At 56.5% G+C, this 22,216-nt stretch carries 17 protein-coding genes and 1 tRNA gene; 15 read left to right on the top strand and 3 right to left on the bottom strand.

Annotated features, from left to right (window positions below; all coding sequences use genetic code 11):
• Window positions 1–114 precede the first annotated feature (114 nt).
• Window positions 115–1,299 (top strand): glycosyltransferase, encoded by a 1,185-nt coding sequence (locus PT279_RS05505; protein WP_277166391.1) that lies wholly within the window; start codon window positions 115–117, stop codon window positions 1,297–1,299.
• Between the two features lie 109 nt (window positions 1,300–1,408).
• On the opposite strand, the gene PT279_RS05500 is transcribed toward PT279_RS05505, so the two are convergent.
• Together PT279_RS05500 and PT279_RS05495 are read right to left on the bottom strand one after the other, a co-directional pair.
• On the bottom strand, window positions 1,409–2,434 hold the full coding sequence (locus tag PT279_RS05500; protein WP_277166388.1) for an aminotransferase class I/II-fold pyridoxal phosphate-dependent enzyme: 1,026 nt from the start codon (window positions 2,432–2,434) through the stop codon (window positions 1,409–1,411).
• A 238-nt stretch (window positions 2,435–2,672) separates the two neighbouring features.
• Window positions 2,673–3,563 (bottom strand): formate/nitrite transporter family protein, encoded by an 891-nt coding sequence (locus tag PT279_RS05495; RefSeq protein WP_277166386.1) that lies wholly within the window; start codon window positions 3,561–3,563, stop codon window positions 2,673–2,675.
• Window positions 3,564–3,996: 433 nt separating this feature from the next.
• On the opposite strand from PT279_RS05495, the gene PT279_RS05490 reads away from it, so the two are divergent.
• The 6 genes from PT279_RS05490 (at window position 3,997) to PT279_RS05465 (ending at window position 9,239) form a co-directional block, all read left to right on the top strand.
• Complete coding sequence (locus tag PT279_RS05490) at window positions 3,997–5,163, top strand: iron-containing alcohol dehydrogenase (protein ID WP_277166384.1); 1,167 nt, start codon at window positions 3,997–3,999, stop codon at window positions 5,161–5,163.
• A gap of 58 nt (window positions 5,164–5,221) precedes the next feature.
• On the top strand, window positions 5,222–6,262 hold the full coding sequence (locus PT279_RS05485) for an ATP-binding cassette domain-containing protein (protein ID WP_277166382.1): 1,041 nt from the start codon (window positions 5,222–5,224) through the stop codon (window positions 6,260–6,262).
• On the top strand, window positions 6,255–6,935 hold the full coding sequence (locus PT279_RS05480) for a methionine ABC transporter permease (protein ID WP_277166380.1): 681 nt from the start codon (window positions 6,255–6,257) through the stop codon (window positions 6,933–6,935). The genes PT279_RS05485 and PT279_RS05480 overlap by 8 nt, the downstream gene beginning before the upstream one ends.
• Window positions 6,936–7,067: 132 nt before the next feature.
• A complete protein-coding gene (locus tag PT279_RS05475; protein WP_277166377.1) occupies window positions 7,068–7,925 on the top strand; it encodes a MetQ/NlpA family ABC transporter substrate-binding protein in 858 nt (285 codons plus the stop codon).
• A gap of 68 nt (window positions 7,926–7,993) precedes the next feature.
• Window positions 7,994–9,025: a DUF1684 domain-containing protein gene (locus tag PT279_RS05470; RefSeq protein ID WP_277166375.1), complete on the top strand. Its 1,032-nt coding sequence runs from the start codon at window positions 7,994–7,996 to the stop codon at window positions 9,023–9,025.
• A 138-nt stretch (window positions 9,026–9,163) separates the two neighbouring features.
• Window positions 9,164–9,239: transfer RNA gene (locus PT279_RS05465), tRNA-His, on the top strand.
• Window positions 9,240–9,321: 82 nt separating this feature from the next.
• Here the strand turns inward: PT279_RS05465 and PT279_RS05460 are convergent.
• Entirely contained in the window at window positions 9,322–10,680 is a 1,359-nt protein-coding gene (locus tag PT279_RS05460) for an aldehyde dehydrogenase family protein (RefSeq protein ID WP_277166373.1), read from the bottom strand.
• Window positions 10,681–11,170: 490 nt separating this feature from the next.
• On the opposite strand from PT279_RS05460, the gene rpsL reads away from it, so the two are divergent.
• From rpsL to carB, 8 genes are all read left to right on the top strand, one after another.
• Window positions 11,171–11,542 carry a 30S ribosomal protein S12 gene (gene rpsL / locus PT279_RS05455; protein WP_277141808.1) on the top strand — a complete coding sequence of 124 codons (372 nt, stop codon included), beginning with the start codon at window positions 11,171–11,173 and terminating at the stop codon, window positions 11,540–11,542.
• Window positions 11,543–11,547: 5 nt separating this feature from the next.
• Window positions 11,548–12,018: a 30S ribosomal protein S7 gene (gene rpsG, locus PT279_RS05450; protein ID WP_277141807.1), complete on the top strand. Its 471-nt coding sequence runs from the start codon at window positions 11,548–11,550 to the stop codon at window positions 12,016–12,018.
• A gap of 33 nt (window positions 12,019–12,051) precedes the next feature.
• On the top strand, window positions 12,052–14,181 hold the full coding sequence (gene fusA, locus PT279_RS05445) for an elongation factor G (protein ID WP_277166371.1): 2,130 nt from the start codon (window positions 12,052–12,054) through the stop codon (window positions 14,179–14,181).
• Between the two features lie 168 nt (window positions 14,182–14,349).
• Window positions 14,350–15,552: an elongation factor Tu gene (gene tuf, locus PT279_RS05440; protein ID WP_277166369.1), complete on the top strand. Its 1,203-nt coding sequence runs from the start codon at window positions 14,350–14,352 to the stop codon at window positions 15,550–15,552.
• Between the two features lie 208 nt (window positions 15,553–15,760).
• Window positions 15,761–16,327, top strand: coding sequence for an elongation factor P (efp, locus tag PT279_RS05435; protein ID WP_277166367.1), 567 nt, complete (start codon window positions 15,761–15,763; stop codon window positions 16,325–16,327).
• Window positions 16,328–16,425: 98 nt separating this feature from the next.
• Entirely contained in the window at window positions 16,426–17,118 is a 693-nt protein-coding gene (gene nusB, locus PT279_RS05430; protein ID WP_277166365.1) for a transcription antitermination factor NusB, read from the top strand.
• Window positions 17,119–17,216: 98 nt separating this feature from the next.
• Window positions 17,217–18,524 (top strand): glutamine-hydrolyzing carbamoyl-phosphate synthase small subunit, encoded by a 1,308-nt coding sequence (carA, locus tag PT279_RS05425; protein WP_277166363.1) that lies wholly within the window; start codon window positions 17,217–17,219, stop codon window positions 18,522–18,524.
• Window positions 18,524–21,904 (top strand): carbamoyl-phosphate synthase large subunit, encoded by a 3,381-nt coding sequence (carB, locus tag PT279_RS05420; RefSeq protein ID WP_277166361.1) that lies wholly within the window; start codon window positions 18,524–18,526, stop codon window positions 21,902–21,904. The genes carA and carB overlap by 1 nt, the downstream gene beginning before the upstream one ends.
• The last annotated feature ends 312 nt before the right edge of the window (window positions 21,905–22,216 follow it).

The following is a 22,216-nucleotide window of genomic DNA, read 5'->3' as shown; positions in this document are numbered from 1 at the left end:
GGAGTTAAACAGGTAACTGGTAAATTGAGAATATGAAATGTCATACAGTTCTGGCAAAGTCCATTTGAGATATTTCGATAGTCGTGAACTAAACAATGGCGCTAAAATTGAACCATGCCACATTCCCAAAACGCTGCAGATGACGCCGCCAAGCCGCTGACCATCGTACTGGTGGTGGATTCGGTGGGCAATCGCGGCAACGGTACCTCGAATTCGGCATTGCAGTATGCACGGGAACTTGAAAACCAGGGCCATTGCGTTCGGCTTGTAGGCGTCGGCGCGCCGGATTACCCCGTCGAAGTCCATCATTTGCCGTTCATCTCATGGCTCGCGGCCAAACAGCAGATGCAGTTCGCACAACCCGATGATGCGGTTTTCCGCTGTGCTTTCGAAGGTGCCGATGTGGTGCATGTTTATATGCCGTTCAAGTTCGGCAGGCATGCGCTGGCTGTCGCGCGATCCATGGGAATTCCCGTAACCGCAGGCTTTCATCTTCAGCCCGAAAACGTCACGTATTCGGCAGGCCCTTTGCGTTATATCCCCGGTATCCCGTCGTTGATTTATTATCTGTTTGATTTCTGGCTCTATGGTCATATCGGCCATATTCACGCCCCAAGCGAGATGATCACCCGTCAGCTGCGTGCTCACGGTTACCATGCAAGACTGCATGTTATTTCCAACGGATATTCCAGCCGGTTCCATCCTGCACAAAAACAATCGGACAACAGGCACAGCAAACGCGATGAAGATGGATTCCGCATCATCGCTTCCGGTCGGCTTACCCACGAGAAAGACCACGAAACGCTGATCCGTGCCGTCGCCTTGAGCAGACACGCTTCACAAATCGATTTGACCATCTGCGGCACCGGTCCGTTGCAACACCGTCTGCGTCGACTTGCGAAACGCTTGTTGCTGAGGCCTGCGCATATCGGTTTCCGTGCCAATGAAGATATGCCGAATCTCTTGCGTCAAGCCGATCTGCTCGTCCATCCCTCCATTGTGGACATCGAATCATTGAGCGTGCTCGAAGGCATTGCCTCCGGGTTGGTGCCGGTCATCGCGGATTCGCCCCTTTCGGCCGCCAGTCAATTCGCCCTGACCGATTCCTCGGTGTTTCCGTCGCGCAACGCCAAGGCACTCGCTCGTCGCATCGACTGGTGGATCGAGCATCCGCAGGAACGTGCCGAGTGGGGACCGAAATACGCGCAGGAAGCTCGTGAAAAATATGCGTTGCCTCAGTGCGTACGCCAGTTCGTCGCGATGGAGCGTGAAGCTATCGCCGATGCTCGGCGTCAATAGACAGACCGTCCATGCTAACGCGACGAAAAGCATGAAAAATCCTGCTTTTCGTCGCATTGGCTCATGAGTCTGCGACGCAAAGCAGGATTATTGGCAACTTCAGCAGGTGTTACAGCAGTGCGATGAGCTGGTCGGTGTGCTCCTGCGTGGTGGCCCAACTGGTGCAGATGCGCATCACCGAATGCGTGTCATCGTATTTCTCAAGGAAGCCCATGGCGACCTGCGGCGAAAGCCGGTCGATGGTCGGCTGGTCCATGGCCACAAAGATCTGGTTGGTTGTGTTCGGGTAGACAAGCTGGTAGCCCTTTGCCTTGAGCACGGCACGAATCTGGTCGGCCATCGTGTTGGCGTTCTTGGCGATCCTTGTGTAAAGCCCGTCAGTGAAAAGCGTGTCGAACTGCAGCCCGAGCAGCCAGCCCTTGGCCAGCAGGGCACCGTGCTGCTTGATTTGGGTGAGGAAATGCTTGGGTGTGTTGTGTTTGGTGAAAACGACGGCTTCACCAAACAGGGCACCGACTTTGGTACCACCGATATAGAGAACATCGACGATGTGCGCGATATCCTCGAGCGTCAAATCATTGCCTTCTGCGGTCAACCCGTAGCCAAGGCGAGCGCCATCGAGGAACAGCGGCATATCGTATTTGTGTGCGATGTCGGCAATGGCCGTAAGTTCCGCTTTCGTGTACATCGTGCCGTATTCGGTGGGATGCGAGACATAGACGCAACCGGGGAAGACCATGTGGGTGTAGTTGCCGTCGGCGTAGAAATCCTTGCAGTATTGCTCGAGCTCTCCGGCTTCAATCTTGCCTTCGTGACTCGGCAGCGTGAGCACCTTGTGTCCGGTATATTCCACGGCGCCGGCCTCGTGGACGTTGACATGTCCATTGGTGGCAGCCACGACGCCCGCGTAGACCGGGGTGATGGTGTCGATGACGGTCTGGTTGGTCTGGGTGCCCCCGACCAGGAACCAGACGTCGGCATCCGGGCATCCGCAGGCCTCGCGAATCTTCGCCTTGGCGGACTCGCAGTATTTGTCGGAACCATAGCCTGGCAGCTGTTCCATATTGGTTTCCGTCATCCTCTTGAGGATTTTGGGATGGGCGCCTTCCGTGTAGTCACTGGTGAAGTCCAGCATGTCACTCCTTGCTTTATGTCTAAATAATATGTTTCCACCATAATCCCATGGGTGACTACGGCAAGGCGGACGGCGGCATGGGTTTTAGCGCTTGCCGGAAGAGTGGGAACTGACAGGCGATGAATAGCTTTTTGCAATGGTGGGGAAAGATGTTCGCGCTTTGCCCCATCAACGCTTTTCAACGCTCGTCCGAGGTTCGGGTTTGAGCTGCGGAGGTCTCCTGACGCTGGATATCGCCTTATTGTTTTGCACTCTCGGCGGTGATGCCGCGTTCATCGTTCATGGTTGCGAAGTTGAGGCCGATGAGGATGCCGCCGCCGACAAGGTTGCCGAGAATCGCCACAACAATGACGAGAATCGCCTTCCACGCGTTGACGGCGCCATGCATCCCGAGAATCAGGAACATCGCGGAATCGGCCACGGAATGCTCGAAGCCGCAGAAGGTGAAGACCAGCACCGCCACCACCATGATGATGCACTTGGTGAAATCGTTGGAAAGCTTGCCGTTGTATACCATGAGCATGGCGATGTTGATGCAGAAGTTGCAGAAGATCGCGCGCACAAAGAGGTCGCCGACACCGCCGGCAGAGTTCAGATAGTTGAGTTTCGTGTTGGCTGCGGTGAGCATGACGTCATAGCTTGCGCCCGAAATAATGGTCGAGAATCGCAGGATGACGGCCACGATGAGCGCTCCAAGCAGGTTGCCCAGCAAGCACAGACCGAGCAGTTTCAACGATTGCAACCAGCCGATGCGCTTGTGGTAGGCGCCTACACTCACCACCATCATGTTCGAGGTCAGCAGCTCGGAATTGGTGTAGTAGATGAGCACGAGCGCCCAGCCGAAGGTTGTGCCGGCCAATACTTTGCCTGCCAACAGCAGTCCGGGCCCGCCTGCCGAACTTGCTCCCATGATCACCCAGAAGGCGGTGAAGAAGACGCCGACCAGAATGCCTGCCATCATGGCACGCTGAATGTAACGGCCGGTCATTTTGCCGGTCATGGTCTCCTTGTTGTCGAGCGCGTCAAGCACCGTCGAGATGAAGGCGCGTCCCGGAAAAAGCGGTTTGGTCTCGTCCTCGGTCCCTTCGACTTCGGAAATGGTTGTTTTCAATTCGGATAATTTGCCCATGGTTCTTTCTGTATTTTCTGTCAATTCATTTGATCTTAAGATAAAACTCGCCTATTCATTATGGGTCGTGGTTGTTTTGTATTTCGCGGGAATCCCGTATTTTGTAACGAAGAACACAATATTTTTGTGAGGAAAGCCACAGATTGCGCCAAAATCCGCGGGGTTGCATGTCCACATAGTGATAACGATTCATGAAAACAGGAAATAATAATTCCCGACTGAAGGATTCCTAACTTGCGGCCGCCCCGATTGATAAATGACTATTGATTTTGCATATATCGTCCAGCTTGCAATGGCGGAACGCGGACCGATACACTCGGTTGCTAACACCGAGGAGGTCATGAAAATGGCCAGTTCATTCGCTTGTTTGGCATCTGGGTGCAAACATACAGACAAACGATGAACGCAGAAGGAAAGAAAGAAGGGGCAGAGCATGGTTTTCACCTATTACACTCCCAATGAACTCGTGTTCGGCGTCGGAGCCGAGCGCCAGCTTGAGCCGCTTCTGCGCCAATACCATGCGACCTCCATCATGCTTATCTACAGTGGCGATTATGTCTTCGACCTCGGCATCCATGACGCAGTGGTAGGAGCCACAAAAGCGATCGGTGCGCAACTGGTTGAAAACGGCGATGTCGTGCCCAATCCGCATATCGAACTCGTCCGTGACCTGATTGACCTCGCACGCAAGGAAAAGGTCGATTTCGTTCTCGCTGCAGGTGGCGCCAGTTCGTTCGATACGGCGAAGGCCGTGGGTGTGGGCGTTCCTTACGTTGGGGATGTCTGGGATTTGTTCGATGGCGAGGCCGAACCGAAGGAAACCTTGCCGGTTGGTGTGATTTCGACGATTCCCGGCAGCGGTTCGGAGGTTTCCGATTGCGCTGTCCTCCAGCAGAGTGAGGATAAGGAAGCGCTGGAGACCAGGCTTATCATCCCTAAATTCTCCATTGTCGACCCCGAATATTCGCGCACGGCGCCTTATCGTTACCAAGCGGCGGCGGTGGCTGATCTGGCTGTGGGATTCCTGGAACCGTATTTCACGTTGCAGGACCATCTCGAATCAGCGGACAGGATTCTTGAGGGCGGTTTCCGGGCCGCTCTTGTTCAGGGCAGACGCTTTGCGGCCAATCCCGATGACCTTGCCACGCGTACCGAGCTGCACTGGCTTTCGGAGTTGATGTTCAACCATTGCTATCTTGCCACTGGTTCGCAAAACGATTGGACGACCCACCGCATCGAACATGAGATTGGCGGTGAATTCGACGTCATCCACGGTGAGGGCATCGCTGCGGTCCTGCCTTCCATCATTCGTTACGTTGCCCGTCGCAGCCCTCAGCGTTACGCGCAGATGGCGGTCCGGGCACTTGACGCCGATCCATATGACAACACGGAACAGGAGTGCGCCGGCATTCTCGCGGATACGCTTGAACGCCACTTTCAGATGTTGGGCTTGAAAACCAGCCTGCATGAACTTGGCATACCTAGGAAAGCTGTTGCTACGGTCGCCGAGCGCCTGACGAAGTCCGACACGAAGCCGGTCGGAAATTACGTTCCTTTGAGTGAGGCTGATGTGCGCGCCGTGCTCGAACTGGCTTACTGAATACTTGTAATGCATATCTTCGGCATATCGCCGGATAAAAAGACGGAAAAGGGGTCTTATGTCATCCGTCATTACGATACGCAATCTGACGAAAAAATATTCCAGCGACGAAGGTGAAAAGATCGCGCTGAGCGACATCGATCTGGATGTCGACAAAGGCGACATCTACGGCATCATCGGTCTGTCCGGTGCCGGCAAATCGACGCTCGTGCGCTGTATCAACGGGCTCGAACACTACGACGGCGGCACGCTCGCCGTCAACGGCAAGGAGATCGCCGATTTGCGTTCCAAGGAGCTGCGCGCCTTGAGAAGCGACGTCGGCATGATTTTCCAGTCATTCAATCTGATGCCGTCCCGAACTGTCGCCGCCAACGTCGAACTTGCCTTCCGTGGCAAAGTAGACGCGAAAACCCGCAAAGACCGGGTTTCCGAGTTGCTGGAGCTGGTCGGCTTGACCGAAAAGGCCGAAGCCTACCCGGGCGAGCTTTCCGGCGGCCAGCAGCAGCGCGTCGCCATCGCCAGGGCCTTGGTCAACAAACCCGGCATATTGCTGAGCGACGAGGCGACCAGCGCACTCGACCCGACCACCACCAAATCGATTCTCGCCCTCCTGCGCAACCTGCACGACACCTTGGGCCTGACCATCGTTGTCATCACCCATCAGATGTCGGTGATCAAGGAGATCTGCAACAAGGTCGCCGTCATCGACCATGGCACCATCGTCGAAAAGGGTAATGTGTTCGACATCTTCGCTGCTCCAAAGGCCGCGCTCACCAAAGCGTTTGTGGCCACGACCTCGAATCTCGACAAGGTCCACGAGTTGCTCGACGACCATTCACCGCTGGTCGAGCCGAAGCCCGGCCAAGTGCTCCTGCGCATGAACTACATCGCCAAAGAGGTCTCCGAGGCTCTGGTCTCGCATATCTCGCGCGAGTTTTCCATTGACGTCAACATCATTTTCGCCGATATCGACATCGTGGAGAACGCCCCACTCGGCGGCCTGGTGGTCATACTCAAAGGCGATTCCAAGAAGATCAATGATGCGCTCGCTTATCTTAAGGAACGCAATATCGGCATCGAGGTGATCGATCGTGCTTAATCTACTTGATCAATGGTTCCCGAACGTGATGAGCCGTCTGCCCGAATTCTTCGATTCGTTCGTGCAGACCATCATCATGGTCGTCGTGGCCGGTCTGATTTCCTTCGTCTTGGCCGTCATTCTGGGTGTCGCCGTCACTGTAACGAAACCCGGCGGGCTTCATCCAAATCGAGGCGTTTTCAACGTCATCGACAAGCTGATTAACTTGTTCCGTTCGATCCCGTTTATCATTCTTGCGGCCTCACTGGTACCGGTCACCCGATTCGTCATGGGCACGGCCATCGGTACGAAGGGCGCGTTGTTCCCGCTGGTCGTGGGCATCACCCCGTTTTTCGCCCGTCAGATTCAGTCGGCCTTGGCTGGCGTTGATTCGGGGCTGATCGAAGCGGCACAGGCGATGGGCATGGGACTGCCGGAAATCATCTGGCGCGTCTACCTGCGCGAGGCGATTCCCTCGATCGTCCGTGTCAGCGTCATCACACTGGTCAGCCTCATCGACATGACCGCAGTAGTCGGCGTGGTCGGCGGCGGCGGACTCGGCGATTTCGCCATCCGCTACGGTTACCAGCGCTACATGATGGACGTCACCATCGCCACTATCATCGTTCTAGTCCTGCTGGTCGGTCTGGTCGAGCTCATCGGCCGTTTGCTCGTCGAAATCACCGAACACTGACGATAACCAAAATCCGTTTATTTTTAATAATCAATACCGACTTTAATTTCTAAACCTATCAAATATCCAGCAGCAACTTTTTTTATATCGAGCACAAGCCGTGAGATTTTATGAATCCCGAAAGGGGCTTTTATGGCCACCAAAAAACAAATCAAAGCCAAGCATCAACTTTTCGCGCTTCTGGGGGCAATCCTCGTGGTGGTGCTGGTCGTCGCCGGCATCAGCATCTACCGTAATGTCAAAGCAAGCAAGGAAGAGACCGTTACAGTAGGTCTTGTCGGCAATTCCGACGATGCGGAATGGAGAGACGTGCAGGCGCAGCTTGACCGGGAACATGCCAATATAAGGCTCAAATACAAGACCTTCCAAGACGGCATCTACGCCAATCAGGCGCTCGCCAACCACGAGCTCGACATCACGGCTTTCCAGCATTACGCGTACCTCCATCAGGAAGAGAAGGAGAAGGGATACAAGTTCACTCCGATCGGCGAGACCTACATTTCGCCGCTTAACCTCTATTCCCAGAAATACAAGAGAGTCAAGGACTTCAAGGCTGGCGACAAAGTGGCCATTCCCAATAACGCCACCAACCTCGGGCGGGCGCTCAAAGTGCTTGATTCCGCAGGGCTTATCACGTTGAAGGACAACACCAAGGCCGACCCCACCACCGACGACATCGCCTCCAACCCCAGCGGCATCGACATCGAGCTCAATGACCCGGCCTCCATCATCAACCTGCTGCCCGATTACGCCGGCGGCATCACCAATACCAACTTCATCGTCGATGCCGGCAAGAAGCCTGAAGACGCCATCTATGCGCCCAAGCTCAAGCCCGATGACGCCAGCTTCAAACCGTATGTGAACATTATCGTTGCCAACACGAACGACAAGGACAGCAGGACTTTCCGCAAGATTGTTGACGCCTACCATACGCAGGCCGTCGCCAAGCAGCTCATCAAGGACCACAACATCCCGATGTTCAAGTACTGAGGTTCGAATGTTTAAGATTCGCGCAATCGACAAGCAGGAAATATCAATCAGAAATAATGGAGATTATCATGAGTGATTTAAATACAACTGGTGCAAAAGGCGGCGAAGAGGCTACCGGGACTTCGATAAATCGGCTTTTTGCCTCGTCAAAACAAGGTCTGGATCTTTCGTCTTCACAAGGCGGACTCCCCGAAGGAGTCTCGACGCTTCCGCCGGTCGCCACCGACCCATACGTCCAGCAATGGCAGATGTGGCACGAACAGCGGCTGGAGGAACTCAAGGCGCCGCACGGTTATCTGGCGCCGGCGTCGATTACATGGGTCGCCAACGGCCAGACGCAGACGATTGACGGCATTCCGGGGGCCTGGCGTGCCGAAAACGATGTGCTGACCTATTATCCCAAATCCGACGAAAACGAAACACAGAAACGGACAGGCAATATCGACGGCAAAAATGGTGATAAATCCGTGACTGTGACCAATGGTCGAACGATACTTAAGGCCCCGATTTCCTTCGCTCCTACAGCGTTCGGGGAACAGGCGCTCGCCTATCTCAACTACGGTGACAAGCGCATCGAAGTGAACTCGCAAACCGATCTGGTTGACCAATCCACCTACCGGTTCTGGATTCGCGTCAAGGACCCGCACGCCAAAACCCGTCAGCATTTCGATGACATCGACACATTCCCAATCGATCCAAAATGGCGGATTCAGGCTCATTTCCGCCGTGCCGAGCCAGACGAATTCGACATTCATGATTCGGTGGTGAAGACCGTGTTGCAATCATACCCGTTGCTGGGCTTTGTCGAGTTCCAGTATGACGGCAAAGGCTATTCGCTGGTCGTCTCCAACGTCTTCGGACATGCGAGCATCTTCTTCAGCGACCCGACCAACGGCAGAGAGACCTACGGTATCGGCCGTGTGATGCGGCTTGACGAGTTGACCTTGGACGAGTTGGAGGAGCTCGATTTCAATTACGCCTACAACTATCCCTGCGCGTTCTCCGCCTACTGCACCTGCCCGATTCCTTCCAAGCGCAACACGCTTCCGTTCTCCGTGACGGCGGGGGAGAAGACTCCGGAGGTGGATACCGAATTGTGACAAGGCTTACAAAACTGACAGGTTGGACGGATCCCGCGACGCGCCGGTGACTCAAGGTCTTGAGAATCATGTATAGTTCTTATCTGTTGTGCGGATGTTGATTCGGTTCATCGAACCGGTCGGTTTCCCACTTCGATGGTGGCCATAGCTCAGCAGGTAGAGCATCTGATTGTGGTTCAGAAGGTCGCGCGTTCGAACCGCGTTGGCCACCCCATCAATCCCCGAAATCATTAGGTTTCGGGGATTTTTCGCTTTCGGATGATTTTCGCTCAGTCAGCACCAGTCAACATGCCGCATTAGCGGACGATGTTTCTATACGGCGGGTAGGCGATACGTAACGTGTCGGGGAATGTCGGCTTGCTCGTCACGGTTTTGATATGACTGAACTCGAGGAAGCCCGTCTTGCCGTGGTAGGAGCCCATGCCGGAAGCGCCGACGCCGCCGAAGGGGAGACGGCTGGAAAGCAGATGGCCGAGCGGCAGGTTGAAGCCAAGTGCTCCCGAGCTGGTGTGGCGCTCGAACAATAATCGGGTAGCTTTCGAACGTGTAAAGACATACAAGGCCAACGGTTTTGGGCGCTTGTTGATGAATGCTACGGCTTCGGTGGCATTGTCTACGGCGAGAATCGGCAGAATCGGGCCGAAGATTTCCTCCTGCATCACCGGGTCGTTCGGGTCGACGTTGGTAAGGATAGTAGGCGCAATATAGAGGTGCTTGCGATTTGTTTCACCGCCACTGAACGCTTTTCCGTTGGTCGGTAGCAATCCGGCAAGTCTGTCGAATTGTTTGGTATTGACGATGCGTCCGTAACTTGCGGATTCTGCCGGGTTGTCGCCAAAGAACTTTTGGGTGAACGTCGCAATTTTCTCTGCCAATGGTTCGACGAGCTCCGGGGTGGTCAGCACGTAATCCGGTGCCACGCAGGTCTGCCCGGCATTCGTAAACCGTCCCCAGGCGATACGACCGGCAGCGACATTGAGGTTGGCGCTCGCGTCCACGAACACCGGCGACTTGCCGCCAAGTTCGAGCGTGACCGGTGTAAGCTGCTTCGCCGCGGCCTCCATCACAATCGAGCCAACCTTGCCGTTGCCGGTATAAAAAATATGGTCGAAGGGCTGCTTCAAAAGCTCGGTGGTCTCGGGAACCGCACCTTGAACGACGGCAAACGCTCGTGGGTCAAGATATTGGCTGATAAGCCGTTCGAGCAGCGCGCTGGTATTGGGGGAGAGCTCGGAAGGCTTGAGACATACGCAATTGCCGGCCGCAATGGCATCGACCATCGGTTCAAGGCTGAGCATCAGTGGATAGTTCCACGGCGAAATCACCAGCACGACACCCTTGGGCTCGGCCACAGTCCAGCTTCTGGCAGGTTGCATCAGCAGTGGCATGGCTGTGTGTTGTCGCCTGCTCCAGCGCCCGATACGCGGTTCGACGAACTTTATTTCGTCCAAAACCAGCTTGATCTCCATCAGCGCGGTTTCGGCGGCAGGTTTGCCCAGATCGAGATAAACAGCGTGTTCGATATCCCGGCGATGCGCCGAGACCATGCGTTTCATCCGCCGGAGTTGTTCGCGCCGCCAAGCGAAAGGACGCGAGACTCCCGCATCGAACGAGCAATGTAATTGTTGGACTTTCTGCTCACAGGTTTCACTCATGGTGCACTGCTCTTTCGTACGTGGAGTATCGATACCCCGTATTTGTGTTGTATGGCTTAGTGTAGATTCATTCTCTGATACGTTGCGAATACTTTTGTGATTCTATAAAATTTCGGCTGGGTTATAGCTGGACTATCGTAAGTCCGGTTCGTGCAGGGTTTCCGCTCATCCGATAAAGCGACGAACAGGGATATCGATTGCCGATCAGCCAAGACAGCCCAAGGGGGTATTCGCAATGGCGCGGCTTTCCAAAATGTCCGAAGCTTTATGTTATAGTTCTTACTTGTGTGTGCCAGTGGCACGCCTTATGTAACAGGCGTGGGCACTGGGATATCCCGGAACTTGTTAGATTGCGCGCAGCAATGCGGCGGCAGGAGAGTGAAGGGCCATCGGGCCGGTGGACTGTGGCTGTCTCATTTCGATTCGTCGATTGGGGCTGCAGCGAGGCGGCTCCGCAAGAAATAATGATTAACGAATCGGAGAACTGAAGTTGCCTACTATAGAACAACTTGTCCGCAAAGGACGTAAGGCAAAGTCAAAGAAATCCAAGACTTTGGCCTTGAAGGGCAGCCCGCTGCGTCGCGGCGTGTGCACCCGTGTGTATACCACTACACCGAAGAAGCCGAATTCCGCGTTGCGTAAGGTCGCCCGTGTGCGCCTGAGCTCCGGCATCGAAGTAACCGCCTACATTCCGGGCGAGGGCCACAACCTGCAGGAGCACTCCATCGTGCTCGTTCGCGGTGGCCGTGTGAAGGATCTTCCTGGTGTGCGTTACCACATCGTGCGTGGCGCGCTCGATACCCAGGGTGTCAAGGACCGCAAGCAGGGACGCTCCCTGTACGGCGCAAAGAAGGCGAAGTAAGAGATATGTCACGTAAAGGACCATCCAAGAAGCATCAGCTGCTCCCTGATCCGATCTACGGTTCGACCGTGGTCGCTCAGCTCATCAACAAGATCCTGCTCGACGGCAAGAAGTCGATCGCCGAGGACATCGTCTACTCCGCACTTGACATGGTCAAGGAGAAGACCGATCAGGAACCCGTCGCCGTCTTGAAACGCGCGCTCGACAACATCCGTCCGTCCCTCGAGGTCCGTTCCCGCCGTGTCGGCGGTGCGACCTACCAGGTCCCGGTCGAGGTCAAGCCCAACCGTGCGAACGCCCTGAGCCTTCGCTGGCTGACTGATTTCTCCCGCAAGCGTCGTGAGAAGACCATGGCCGAGCGTCTCGCCAACGAGATTCTCGACGCCTCCAACGGCCTCGGTGCTTCCGTCAAGCGCCGCGAGGATACGCACAAGATGGCAGAGGCCAACAAGGCCTTCGCTCACTATCGCTGGTAATCTTCGCAGAAGAGTTAGGGTAAGGAAACATTTATGGCACTTGATGTGCTCAGTGACCTCAATGAGGTCCGCAACATCGGCATCATGGCTCACATCGATGCCGGTAAGACAACGTGTACGGAACGTATTCTGTACTACACCGGTAAGAACTACAAGATCGGCGAGACGCACGAAGGCGCCTCGACCATGGACTTCATGGCCCAGGAAAAGGAACGCGGTATCACTATTCAGTCCGCCGCGACCACCTGCTTCTGGAACCGTCAGACCCATGATCCCGACAAGAAGTTCCAGATCAACATCATCGACACCCCCGGCCACGTGGACTTCACAGCCGAGGTGGAGCGTTCGCTTCGCGTGCTCGATGGCGCCGTTGCCGTTTTCGATGGCAAGGAAGGCGTAGAGCCCCAGAGCGAGACCGTGTGGCGTCAGGCCGACAAGTACGGCGTGCCGCGCATCTGCTTCATCAACAAGATGGATAAGCTCGGAGCCGATTTCTACTACTCCGTCGACACCATCAAGAAGAAGCTCGGAGCCACCCCGCTGGTCGTGCAGCTGCCGATCGGCGCTGAGAACGACTTCGTCGGCATGGTTGATCTGATTCGTATGAAAGCGTATGTCTGGAACGACGTCACCACCGATCTCGGTGCCCACTACGACACTGTCGACATCCCTGATGACTTGAAGGACAAGGCCGAGCAGTATCGTTCGGAGCTTCTCGATCAGGTGGCCGAATCCGATGACGACCTGATGGAGAAGTACCTCGAATCCGGTGAGATGAGCGAAGAGGAGATCCGCGCAGGTATCCGCAAGCTCACCATCGAGCGTCAGGCCTATCCGGTCCTGTGCGGTTCCGCATTCAAGGACAAGGGCATTCAGCCACTGCTCGACGCAGTGGTCGATTACCTCCCCAGCCCTGAGGACGTTCCCGCCATCGTTGGCTTCAAGCCCGGTGACGAGTCCGAGGAGATCGACCGCAAGCCCACGATGGACGATCCATTCGCCGCGTTGGTCTTCAAGATCTCGACCCACCCCTTCTATGGCAAGCTCGTGTTTGTGCGCGTCTATTCCGGCTCCATCAAGCCCGGCGACACCGTGCTCGATTCCACGAAGGACAAGAAGGAACGTGTCGGCAAGATCTTCCAGATGCACGCCGACAAGGAAAACCCTGTTGACGCTGCCGAAGCTGGCAACATCTACACGCTCGTTGGTCTGAAGAACGTCTCCACCGGTGATACCCTGTGCGACGATAAGGCCCCGATTTCGCTGGAATCCATGACCTTCCCGGAGCCGGTGATCGAGGTCGCCGTCGAGCCGAAGACCAAGGCCGATCAGGAGAAGATGTCGATCGCTCTGGCGAAGCTCGCCGACGAGGATCCGACCTTCCAGGTCAAGACCGATGAGGAAAGCGGCCAGACGCTGATTTCCGGCATGGGCGAACTCCAGCTCGACATCATCGTCGACCGTATGCGTCGCGAGTTCAACGTCGATTGCAACGTGGGCAACCCGCAGGTCGCCTACCGCGAGACCATTCGCCAGGCCGTTATGAACCAGGAATACACCCACAAGAAGCAGACGGGTGGTTCCGGCCAGTTCGCAAAGGTCTTGATGAACTTCGAGCCGATTCCTCCGGAAGAGGGCAAGGACTACGAGTTCGTCAACGAGGTCACCGGCGGCCACATCACCAAGGAATTCATTCCTTCGATCGATGCTGGTGTGCAGGAGGCCATGGAAGCCGGCATTCTCGCTGGCTTCCCGGTGGTCGGCGTCAAGGCGACCGTCACCGATGGCCAGATCCATGATGTCGATTCCTCCGAGCTTGCCTTCAAGATCGCCGGTTCCATGGCGTTCAAGACCGCAGCCCCGAAGGCAAAGCCCGTCATCCTCGAGCCGATCATGGCCGTCGAGGTGCGTACCCCTGAGGAGTACATGGGCACCGTGCAGGGCGATCTCGTCTCGCGTCGTGGCAGCATCACCGATATGAAGGATGCCACCGGCGTCAAGGTCATTGAGGCGAAGGTCCCGCTTAGCGAGATGTTCGGCTACATCGGCGACTTGCGTTCCAGGACACAGGGACGCGCGATGTTCACCATGCAGATGGATTCGTATGCGCAGGTCCCCAAGTCGGTCTCCGAGGAGATCATCAAGGCCCAACGCGGCGAATAAAATACTTCGCCCAAGGCGTGTCTGTCTCCAGTCGGCGCTAGAATTTTCAAGCGCTGACTGGGTTCGGGCACTTTGTGGCAGGTAACCCAGAAACCCAGTAAACTGTAGCGAGTATCTCGAGGCCGAAAAGCTCGGGAATAACTACGAAACGTCCAGGAGGACAAAGTAATGGCAGAAAAGGAAAAGTACGAGCGGACCAAGCCGCACGTTAACATTGGCACCATTGGCCACGTTGATCACGGTAAGACGACCCTGACCGCGGCCATCTCGAAGGTGCTGCACGAAGAGTACCCCGATCTCAACCCGGAGTATGACTTCGATCAGATCGACGCCGCTCCTGAAGAGAAGCAGCGTGGTATCACCATCAACATCGCCCACATCGAGTATCAGACCGAGAAGCGTCACTATGCTCACGTGGATTGCCCCGGCCACGCCGATTTCGTGAAGAACATGATCACCGGCGCCGCTCAGATGGATGGCGCGATTCTCGTCGTCGCCGCCACTGATGGCCCGATGGCTCAGACCCGCGAGCATGTTCTGCTCGCCCGCCAGGTAGGCGTGCCGAGGATTCTCGTCGCTCTCAACAAGTGCGATATGGTCGACGACGAAGAGCTCATCGAGCTCGTCGAAGAAGAGGTCCGCGACCTCCTCGAAGAAAACGGCTTCGATCGTGACTGCCCGGTCATCCGCACTTCCGCCTATGGCGCTCTGCATGATGACGCTCCGGATCACGACAAGTGGGTCCAGACTATCAAGGAACTCATGGATGCCGTCGACGATTACATCCCGACCCCTGTCCACGACCTTGACAAGCCGTTCCTGATGCCTATCGAAGATGTCTTCACCATCTCCGGCCGTGGCACCGTGGTGACCGGCCGTGTCGAGCGTGGCCGCATCCCGGTCAACGCCCCGGCAGAGATCGTCGGCATTCGTCCGACCCAGACCACCACCGTCACCTCCATCGAGACCTTCCACAAGCAGATGGACGAGGCCGAGGCTGGCGACAACACCGGTCTGCTGCTCCGCGGCATCAACCGTGACGACGTCGAGCGCGGCCAGGTTGTGGCCAAGCCCGGCACCGTGACCCCGCACCACAAGTTCGAGGGCGAAGTCTACGTCTTGACGAAGGATGAGGGCGGTCGTCATTCGCCGTTCTTCTCCAACTACCGTCCGCAGTTCTACTTCCGCACCACCGACGTCACCGGCGTCATCACCCTGCCGGAAGGCGTTGAGATGGTTCAGCCTGGCGACCACGCCACCTTCTCCGTCGAGCTGATTCAGCCCGTCGCTATGGAAGAGGGCCTGACCTTCGCAGTTCGTGAAGGTGGCCACACCGTCGGCTCAGGCCGTGTCACCAAGGTGATCGAGTAGTTCTAAGAACGCAAGTTCTAGATTTACTTATTGTTGTGCCCCGCATCACAAAGGTGTGGGGCACAACTGTATTTGAATTAAAACATAAACTTAGAAACTCCTGCGGGAAACATACTGTCAATCGGCTGTACATACGCCGTGGCATAATTGCTGAGGCATTTTATGGAATGCAAATCGTTTGAAAAGTAAATGACTAAGGTGACGAGACGTGGCACAAACTAGCAATGACATCAAAAACGGGTCGGTATTGAACCTCGACGGACAGCTCTGGACCGTCACGAAATTCCAGCACGTCAAGCCCGGCAAGGGCCCGGCTTTCGTGCGTACCACCATCAAGAACGTGCTTTCGGGCAAGATCGTCGATAGGACGTTCAACGCGGGCATGAAGATGGAGTTCGAGACCGTCGATAACCGTACGCTGCAGTATTCCTATGAGGAAGGCGATACTTTCGTCTTCATGGACATGACCACTTACGATCAGGTCAGCATTCCGAAGGAACTTGTCGGTGACCAGGCGAAGTACCTGCTGGAAGGCACCGATTGCATCGTCAGCTTCCATGATGGCACCCCATTGAGCGTCGAGCTGCCGGCATCTGTGATTCTCAAGGTCACTTCAACCGAGCCGGGCGTGCAGGGCAACCGTTCGAACGCCGGAACCAAGCCCGCCACCGTAGAAACCGGTGCCGAGATTCAGGTGCCGCTTTTCGTCGGTGAAGGCGAAATGGTTAAGGTCGACACCCGCGACGGTTCCTACCTCGGCCGCGAAAACAACTGATTTCTTTTTCTGGCTTGGCAGGATTTCGTCACCCAAGTCGGAATACTATATTTGTAAGCGGTAATTCGCAAAACTTTCACTGGGAGGCAACTGGCTAGATGGCACGTTCGACAGCTCGCAAACGGGCGCTGAATACGCTCTATGAAGCGGATGAGAAGGGGCAGGACATCCCGTCGCTGCTCGCCGAGCGCATTGCCGAACCGGGAGCCCAGACTCCGTTGCCCGATTATGCTATAGAAATCGTTCGAGGCGTGGCCGACGAACAGGTGGGTATCAATCGAGCCCTCGAATCCCACTCAACCAAATGGCCGTTGCGACGGATGGCCGTCGTTGACAGAAATATCCTGCGTATCGCCGCCTGGGAGATTCTTTTCAACGATGACGTTCCCGACCGCGTGGCCATCGACGAGGCATTGGGATTGGCGAAAACCCTTTCTGACGATGATTCGCCCGCGTTCATCCATGGCCTGTTGAGCGCACTTTGCGATGACAAGGACACGGTTCTTGCCGATATCAAGACGGTGCATGAAGTCGAGGCCAAGGAAAAGGCCGAACGAGAAGCGGCCGATCGCAGGCTTAATTCGCCTACAGCTCCAGGGTTCCTGAATTCCCGTGGTATTTCCGGCAAGGGCGATGGTGTTCCGTTTGAAACGGAAACCGTCAACGACGATTCCCCAACCAGTGTCGATGCGGATTCACAACCTGAAACCGGTGAGAATTCCTCTAGTGAGGCTAGCGAAGTCCCGATTCCCGCTGCGCCCGATGGCGACAATAATTCAATGATTGTGTAATTAGTTCTGACCGCGGTACGGTGGCCGGGCCGCGAATCTGTTTTCCGGTCCAGTTATTTCCGAGTCCGCGCACGGGCCCGGAGCAAGGGGGACTCGTGGTGAGTCAGCAGGAAACTTCGGCGGCACAGTACTCTAAGGATGATGCTGTGCTGTTGTTGGAAGACGGCCAGCTTTATGTAGGCGAGCCTTACGGCAAACTTGGTTCGACGTTCGGCGAGATCGTCTTCGCAACAGCCATGACCGGCTACCAGGAGACGATTACCGACCCGAGCTATGACCGGCAAATCGTCGTGCAGACTTTCCCACATATCGGCGACACCGGGGTCAACGACGAGGATCCCGAGTCCAAACGAGTCTGGGTGGCTGGTTACGTCGTGCGTCAACCCAGCCCGAACGTGAGCAATTGGCGGGCGAACGACAGTCTGGACGACGAGCTCAAAGGTGACGGCATCGTCGGCATCAGCAATATCGACACCCGCAAGCTGGTGCGTCACCTTCGCAGCGCAGGCGTGATGCGTGCGGGTATTTTCTCCGGCGATGCCTTGGTGGACAAGGCGACCGGGTCGTTACGCTCCGTTGAAGCTTTGTTGCAGGAAGTCTTGGCTTCCCCGAAGATGCAGGGTGCCAGGCTTTATGACCATGTGAGCACCGATAAAACCTATACTGTCGAGCCTAGCGGCGAATTCGAAGGCAAGGACCCCCTCTTCACCGTGGCCGCGGTCGATCTTGGCATTAAAGGCATGACTCCTCATCGCTTGGCCGAACGTGGCTGCCGCGTCTACGTCGTGCCGTCCACAGTCACGTTCGACGACATCAAAGCGCTGAATCCCGACGGAGTCTTCTTCTCGAATGGTCCGGGCGACCCGCAAGAGGCTGCTCCCGAAGTTGATTTGCTGCGTCAGGTGTTGGATGCCCGATACCCCTTCTTCGGCATCTGCTTCGGCAACCAGCTTTTCGGACGTGCGCTCGGTTTCGATACCTACAAGCTCAAGTTCGGCCATCACGGCGTCAACCAGCCGGTGCGTGATATGACGACCGGCAAGGTCGAGATCACCGCGCATAACCACGGGTTCGCGGTCGATGCCCCGATCGGCAGGATTGTGGAATCGTCATATGATAACGGCAAGTTCGGCAAGGTGTTCGTTTCCCACATCGACCTGAATGACGATGTGGTCGAAGGCCTGCAATGCGTTGATATTCCGGCATTTTCGGTACAATACCACCCCGAAGCCGCAGCAGGCCCGCACGATGCCGCCTATCTGTTCGACCGTTTCGTCTCGCTGATGCGGGCGCACAAAGCGGGGGAGCCGGTTTCATCCGTGCTCGCGACGCCGACATCATTATCGCAATCGAATACTTCCGAATCTGGCCAATCCGCCGCCGCTTTTGACAAGGAGAACAAGTAATGCCGAAACGTCAGGACATCAAATCCGTCATGGTCATTGGCTCTGGCCCCATCGTCATCGGCCAGGCCGCGGAATTCGATTACTCCGGAACCCAGGCCTGCCGCGTGTTGCGTGAGGAAGGCATTCGCGTCATTCTCGTCAACTCCAACCCGGCCACCATCATGACCGACCCGGAAATGGCCGATGCCACTTATATCGAGCCTATCGACGTGCCGATTCTGGAACGCATCATTGCCAAGGAACGTCCGGACGCCCTGTTGCCGACTCTCGGCGGCCAGACCGCCTTGAACGCCGCCGAAGCCTTGGGCAAAGCCGGCGTGCTCGACAAATATCACGTCGAGCTCATCGGCGCCTCGCTTGCGGCCATCGACCGTGGTGAAGACCGAGAACAGTTCAAGCAGGTCGTCGAATCCGTCGGTGGCGAATCCGCGCGAAGCGATGTGGCCCATACGCTCGAGGAAGTCGACGCCATCGTCGACAAACTCGGCTTCCCGGTGGTCGTCCGTCCAAGCTTTACCATGGGTGGCCTCGGTTCTGGCATTGCACACGACGAAGAGGAACTGCACCGCATCGCCGGGGCGGGCATCCACTATTCGCCGACCAACGAGGTGCTGATCGAAGAAGGTATCGAGGGCTGGAAGGAATACGAGCTCGAGCTCATGCGCGACCGCAACGACAACGTCGTGGTCGTCTGCCCGATTGAGAACGTCGACCCGGTCGGCGTCCATACCGGCGATTCCATCACCGTGGCCCCGACCTTCACCCTCACCGACCGTGAATACCAGCGCATGCGCGACATCGGCATCGCCATCATTCGTGGCGTCGGCGTCGACACCGGCGGCTGCAATATCCAGTTCGCCGTCAATCCGAAGAACGGTCGCATCATTGTCATTGAAATGAACCCGCGCGTCTCCCGTTCCTCGGCGCTTGCCTCGAAAGCCACGGGTTTCCCGATCGCCAAAATTGCGACGAAACTCGCGCTCGGCTACAGCCTCGACGAAATTCGCAACGATATCACCCAGTCCACGCCGGCCTGCTTCGAGCCGACCATCGACTACGTGGTCACCAAGGTGCCGCGCTTTACCTTCGAAAAGTTCCCGGGCGCCGACCCGACGTTGACCACTTCGATGAAGTCGGTGGGCGAGGCCATGGCCCTCGGCGGCAACTTCCAGGAATCGCTGGGCAAGGCCATGCGCTCCATCGACAAGCGCCATATGGGCTTCAGCTGGGACGGCACCAAGCCCGACCAGGCTGAGGTCGACCAGTTGCTGGAAGACATGCGTACACCAACCGAAAACCGCTATCTGCAGGTGCAGCGTGCACTGTGGGGCGGGGCCACGCTTGAGCAGCTTTACGATGCCACCAAGATTGATCCGTGGTTCTTAAAGCAGTTTGCGCTCATCAATCAGACTGCGATGGAAGTGCGGTTCACGGAAATCCTCTCGCCGAAGCTCTTAAAGAAGGCGAAGCTGGCCGGACTTTCCGACCTTCAGATCGCACACCTGCGTCATTTGGGCGACGAAGGAGAGAACACCATCCGTGAGCTGCGCCACAACTATGGCCTGCGTCCGGTCTACAAGACCGTTGACACCTGCGCTGCAGAATTCGACGCGGTCACACCGTATTACTATTCCTGCTACGCCGACGAATCCGAGCTCAAGCCGCGCGACCGCGAGGCCGTCATCATTCTGGGATCCGGTCCCAACCGCATCGGTCAGGGCATCGAATTCGATTACACCTGCGTGCACGCAGTACAGGAACTGGGCAAGGACTATGACACCATCATGGTCAACTGCAACCCCGAGACGGTCTCCACCGACTACGACATGTCCGACAGGCTCTACTTCGAGCCGCTCACCTTCGAAGACGTCATGGAGATCTACGAGGCCGAAAAGAAGCTCGGCCCGATCAAAGGCGTCATCGTCCAGCTCGGCGGCCAGACTCCGCTTTCGCTGGCCGCACGTCTCAAGGCCGCCGGCGTCCCGATTCTGGGTACGTCTCCCGAGTCCATCGATTTGGCCGAAAACCGCGAGCTCTTCGGTGAGGTGCTGCGTCGTGAGAAGCTCAACGCGCCGCGTTACGGCACTGCGCTCAATATCGACGAGGCGCTCGAGGCCGCCCATTCCATCGGCTACCCGGTGCTCGTGCGCCCGAGTTATGTGCTCGGCGGGCGCGGCATGGAAATCGTCTATGACGACGCCCAGCTCGAGAAATACGTCGACCGTGCGCTCGACGAGGCAAAAGCGGACACAGTGGTTTCCGGCCGTCTGCCCTCGCCGTTGCTGATTGACAAGTTCCTACAGGACGCCATCGAAATCGACGTCGACGCGCTTTACGACGGCAAGGAGCTTTATATCGGCGGCATCATGGAGCACGTCGAGGAGGCCGGTGTCCATTCCGGCGACGCGGCTTGCACTCTGCCGCCCTCCACGCTTTCCGACGACCAGATTCAGCGTCTGCGCAAGGCGACGCTCTCCATCGCCGAAGGCTGCGGTGTGCGCGGCGTGATGAACGTCCAGTTCGCCTATATGGCCAACACCCTTTACGTCATTGAGGCCAATCCGCGCGCTTCCCGCACCATTCCCTTCGCTTCCAAAGCGACCGGCGTGGCTCTGGCCAAGGCTGCCGCCCGTATCATGGTGGGGGAGTCCATCGCCGACCAGCGTCGCCGTGGGCTGCTGCTTCCCAATGGCGACGGCGGCACCATCCGCCCAGGGCAGCAGGTCGCAGTCAAGGAATCCGTCTTGCCGTTCAAACGTTTCCGAACCGAGGCCGGCAAATCTGTCGACACGCTGCTGGGGCCTGAAATGCACTCGACCGGCGAGGTCATGGGCTTCGACCGTGACTTTCCGCACGCCTTTGCCAAGTCCCAGCTCGCCGCTTACGAAGGTGGTCTGCCAACGCACGGCAACGTGTTCCTTTCGGTTTCCGACACCGACAAACGCCAGTTGCCGCTGATTGCTACGCGCCTAAAAGAGTTGGGCTTCACATTGTGCGCTACCGACGGCACGGCTTCTGTGCTGCGCCGCTACGGCATCGATTCCAAGGTGGTGAGTAAGCTTAACGCCACCGAGGATGAGAAGCGCCAACTGCGCGAACGCTATGGTCACGATGTCATCGGCAAGAATCCGGTCGAGATGATTGAGGACGGCGAGATCAACATGGTCCTCAATACCCCGAGCACCCGAGGCTCCCGTTCCGACGGTTACGCCATCCGCGCCTCGGCCGTGATCGCCGACGTCCCGCAGTTCACCACCATCACCGAATTCTCCGCGGTCCTCCTCGCCATCGAGGCGGTCAAGGCCAACGATTATCAGGTGATGAGCATCCAGGAGCACGCCAAGCAGCTCTTCGACTCCGAGATGGAGCCAGAGCGATAAGATTCTAACGTGCTGATCGCGTCAATGTCACTGAAACAGGAAGAAGCCAAGCGTCAATGAATGTGGTGTCAACGATTGACTTCGCCTTCGGGCAGAATTGTCAAGTCGATTGTTGACATCGCGCTTCCTGATATTCGTTTGATACGGTATCGTAGAACCTGTTCCCAAGTGTCGAGTTAAAGGCTAAAATGCATTACACTATTAAAGATATTGCAAGGCAAGCCGGGGTTTCAAAGTCGACCGTTTCTCGCTATATCAGAGGCGAGCGGGACAAGATTTCACCAACCACACAAAAGGTGGTTGCAAAGGTAA

Origin of the sequence: Bifidobacterium sp. ESL0784, assembly GCF_029433295.1 — a bacterium.
Classification (GTDB): domain Bacteria; phylum Actinomycetota; class Actinomycetes; order Actinomycetales; family Bifidobacteriaceae; genus Bifidobacterium.
This window is presented reverse-complemented; position numbering and strand designations above follow the sequence as displayed.

Coding starts and splice junctions, on each gene's coding strand:
- PT279_RS05505 (WP_277166391.1), top strand. CDS start 115: ATGCCACATTCCCAAAACGCTGCAGATGACGCCGCCAAGCCGCTGACC.
- PT279_RS05500 (WP_277166388.1), bottom strand. CDS start 2,434: ATGCTGGACTTCACCAGTGACTACACGGAAGGCGCCCATCCCAAAATC.
- PT279_RS05495 (WP_277166386.1), bottom strand. CDS start 3,563: ATGGGCAAATTATCCGAATTGAAAACAACCATTTCCGAAGTCGAAGGG.
- PT279_RS05490 (WP_277166384.1), top strand. CDS start 3,997: ATGGTTTTCACCTATTACACTCCCAATGAACTCGTGTTCGGCGTCGGA.
- PT279_RS05485 (WP_277166382.1), top strand. CDS start 5,222: ATGTCATCCGTCATTACGATACGCAATCTGACGAAAAAATATTCCAGC.
- PT279_RS05475 (WP_277166377.1), top strand. CDS start 7,068: ATGGCCACCAAAAAACAAATCAAAGCCAAGCATCAACTTTTCGCGCTT.
- PT279_RS05470 (WP_277166375.1), top strand. CDS start 7,994: ATGAGTGATTTAAATACAACTGGTGCAAAAGGCGGCGAAGAGGCTACC.
- PT279_RS05460 (WP_277166373.1), bottom strand. CDS start 10,680: ATGAGTGAAACCTGTGAGCAGAAAGTCCAACAATTACATTGCTCGTTC.
- rpsG (WP_277141807.1), top strand. CDS start 11,548: ATGTCACGTAAAGGACCATCCAAGAAGCATCAGCTGCTCCCTGATCCG.
- fusA (WP_277166371.1), top strand. CDS start 12,052: ATGGCACTTGATGTGCTCAGTGACCTCAATGAGGTCCGCAACATCGGC.
- tuf (WP_277166369.1), top strand. CDS start 14,350: ATGGCAGAAAAGGAAAAGTACGAGCGGACCAAGCCGCACGTTAACATT.
- nusB (WP_277166365.1), top strand. CDS start 16,426: ATGGCACGTTCGACAGCTCGCAAACGGGCGCTGAATACGCTCTATGAA.
- carB (WP_277166361.1), top strand. CDS start 18,524: ATGCCGAAACGTCAGGACATCAAATCCGTCATGGTCATTGGCTCTGGC.